Origin of the sequence: Aquamicrobium terrae (assembly GCF_040545735.1) — a bacterium.
Classification (GTDB): domain Bacteria; phylum Pseudomonadota; class Alphaproteobacteria; order Rhizobiales; family Rhizobiaceae; genus Mesorhizobium; species Mesorhizobium terrae_A.
This window is the reverse complement of sequence record NZ_JBEPML010000042.1, coordinates 1-3,141: the sequence shown is the minus strand read 5'-3', so window position 1 is coordinate 3,141 and position 3,141 is coordinate 1. Positions and strand designations below refer to the sequence as shown.

Genomic DNA, 3,141 nt, shown 5'->3' with positions numbered 1-3,141 from the left:
GACAACACCCTGTTCTACAAGGACGGAACCATGATGCTCCTCGGCGACGCAAAGAAAATGACCGAGGAAATCGTCAAGGCTATGGATCACTGAGGTCCAAGGCCCACCCGAATGCAAGCGGCCCGGAAGCAATTCCGGGCCGTTTTCGTTTTTCATCCCTGTCGCATCAGCCCCAGCGCCCGGCCACCGGCGTCCAGATCACGTCCTCGATGCGGTTGGCGCACGCCGCCAGCATCACCAGACGGTCGAAACCCAGCGCGATGCCGCTGGCGTCCGGCATGATGGCGAGCGCGGCCAGAAACTCCTCGTCGATCGGATAGCGCTCGCCATAGATGCGCTCCTTCTCGTCCATGTCGGCCTCGAAGCGCTTGCGCTGCTCGACCGGATCGGTCAGCTCGCCGAAGCCGTTGGCCAGTTCCACGCCGCAGCAATAAAGCTCGAAGCGCTCCGCCACGCGCCGATCGTGCGGGGCGGGACGGGCAAGGGCCGCCTCGACTATGGGGTATTCGCACAGCACCGTGGCGCGCCCCGGCCCCAGCTGCGGCTCGACGCACTCCACCATCACCCGGCTGTAAAGGTCGGACCATGTATCGTCCGGCGCGGTGCGCAGCCCGGCCTGCACCAGCGCCGCATGCAGCGCGTCGCGGTCGGTGCCGCCGTCTTCCGCCACCGTCGCCAGAAGGTCGATGCCGGCATGGCGCTGGAACGCCTCGGCCACCGTGACGCGCTCCGGCTTCAGATAGGGATCGGCTTCGCGGCCGCGGAAGGAAAATGTCCGCACCCCTGCCCGGTCGGCCGCCAGCGCCAGCAATGCCGCGCAATCGGCCATCAGGTTCTCATAGGCCTCGCCGACCCGATACCATTCGAGCATGGTGAATTCGGGATGGTGCAAGGCCGAGCGCTCGCGGTTGCGATAAACGGGGCCGAGCGAAAAGATACGCCGCTCCCCGGCCGCCAGAAGCTTCTTGCAGGCGAATTCGGGCGAGGTGTGCAGAAAAAACGGCTGGGTGGAGCCGTCCGGCCTGATTTCGGCTGTCGCGAATGCCGACAGATGCGTCTCGTTGCCCGGCGAGACCTGCAACGCGGCGGCGTCGACCTCGATGAAATCCTGGGCGGTGAAAAAGCCGCGGAACGCGGCGGCGATGCGATTGCGCAGCAACAGGCGCGGGCGGCGGTCGGCATGGACGTGCGGCGTCCACCAGGGCGAGGCTTCGAGGGTCATTTCGGGATCGTCTTCGAACTGATGTTTTTGAACCGGCTGGCGATTGGCGCACTTATAGGGTAAAGCGCCCACTATGGCTGCCACAGCCGTTTGGCCGCAACACGATTTTCAGGAAACAGACTTGTGAAGGTAATTGCCAGTTCCCTCCGTAAAGGCAACGTCGTCGAAAAGGACGGCAAGCTCTACGTGATCCTTTCCGCCGAGAACATCCACCCCGGCAAGGGCACGCCCGTCACCCAGCTCGACATGCGCCGCATTTCCGACGGCGTGAAGGTCTCCGAGCGCTACCGCACCACCGAGCAGGTCGAGCGCGCGCACGTCGAGGACCGCGAGCACACCTTCCTCTACGCGGATGGCGAAGGCTTCCACTTCATGAACCCGGAGAGCTACGATCAGATCGCGGTGTCCGAGGACGTGGTGGGCGACAGCGCGCCCTATCTGCAGGAAGGCATGTCGGTGACGCTTTCCGTGCACGAGGGCGTCGGCATCGCACTGGAACTGCCGCAGCGCGCCATCTACGAGGTGGTGGAGACCGAGCCGACCACCAAGGGCCAGACCGCATCCTCGTCCTACAAGCCGGCGGTCCTGTCCAACGGCGTCAAGACGACCGTGCCGCCGCACATCGCCGTCGGCACCCGTATCGTGGTGATGACCGCCGACGGTTCCTACGTGGAACGCGCCAAGGACTGAACCGGCGCCGCCAGCGCCCCAGGGCACAGATCACGACCAATGAAGACCGCGCTTTTCGCCGTCCTTGCCCTCCTGCTCGCGGGAGGCGCGGCGCGCGCGGACGACCCGCCGCCGCTGCGCATGGGCGTGGAGGGCGCCTATCCGCCGTTCAACGCAGTGGGGCCTGACGGCAAGGTGCACGGCTTTGACGTCGATTTCGGCGAAGAGCTGTGCAAGCGCCTGCAACGGCGCTGCGAATGGATGGTCGTGCAGTGGGACGGGCTGATCCCTGCCTTGCAGGCCGGCAAGTTCGACGTGCTGATGTCGTCGGTGACCATGACGCCCGAGCGCCACCAGCAGGTGCGGTTCTCCAAGCCCTATTATTTCTCCTACGGCATGCTGATCGCGCCCAAGGGCAGCGGGCTGGCGTTCACGCCGCAGGGGCTGGAAGGCCGGGCGATCGGCGTGCAGGCCGCCACCACCCATGAGCATTGGCTGCGCGAGCGCTTCGGCACCGCCATCGCACTCCATGCCTATCCGTCGAGCGACGACATGTTCCTCGATTTCCAGAACGGACGGCTGGATGCGGTGTTTGCCGAATCGGTCGCCATGTTTCCGTGGATGGAACGGAACGGCGGGGTCGGTGCCTATGAGCAGATCGGCCCGAACATCACCGATCCGGCGCTCGGCACCGAAATGGGCATCGCCGTCTCCAAGGACAACGAAACGCTCGGGCAAGCCATCGACAAGGCGCTCGATGCCATCGTCGCCGATGGCACCTTCCGGGCGATCGAAAGCAAATATTTCAAGACGCCGCTGTTGCGGCCGTAGGGGACCGCACCCCTCATCCGACCTCGCTGCGCTCGGCCACCTTCTCCCGCAAGGGGAGAAGGGAAGCCATCACGGCTGCTTGCGAAAATCTTCCAGCCCCTGTGCCAAACACCAATGTCGGTGAGTGGCGAGAAGGTTAACCCTTCTCCTCTTGCGGGAGAAGGTGGCCGAGCACAGCGAGGTCGGATGAGGGGTTCATCTCGGCTCACCCCCTCAGGCATCATTCCGAAACGCCTCTCGCGATGAACCGGCTGACAAGGTGAGTCACTGTCGCAAGGTTCCGGAATGGATCCCGGACATGTCGTCAGGCTGCGCCTGCCGGCATTCCGGGATTGTTTGATCGATATGGGGTAGGTTGAGCAGCGAGGCTGCGGGCCTGCAAACCCGCAGCCTCGGCGGCAGGCGACCGGTTCCGGGAT

At 64.8% G+C, this 3,141-nt stretch carries 3 protein-coding genes; 2 read left to right on the top strand and 1 reads right to left on the bottom strand.

What is annotated here, in order from left to right; all coding sequences use genetic code 11:
• Window positions 1-166: 166 nt before the first annotated feature.
• A complete protein-coding gene (gene epmA / locus ABID37_RS26180) occupies window positions 167-1,222 on the bottom strand; it encodes an EF-P lysine aminoacylase EpmA (RefSeq protein WP_354199893.1) in 1,056 nt (351 codons plus the stop codon).
• Window positions 1,223-1,345: 123 nt separating this feature from the next.
• Between epmA and efp the strand changes: the two genes are divergently transcribed.
• Together efp and ABID37_RS26170 are read left to right on the top strand one after the other, a co-directional pair.
• On the top strand, window positions 1,346-1,912 hold the full coding sequence (gene efp, locus ABID37_RS26175) for an elongation factor P (RefSeq protein WP_354199892.1): 567 nt from the start codon (window positions 1,346-1,348) through the stop codon (window positions 1,910-1,912).
• A 39-nt stretch (window positions 1,913-1,951) separates the two neighbouring features.
• Complete coding sequence (locus tag ABID37_RS26170; protein ID WP_354199891.1) at window positions 1,952-2,722, top strand: ABC transporter substrate-binding protein; 771 nt, start codon at window positions 1,952-1,954, stop codon at window positions 2,720-2,722.
• Window positions 2,723-3,141: the final 419 nt, after the last annotated feature.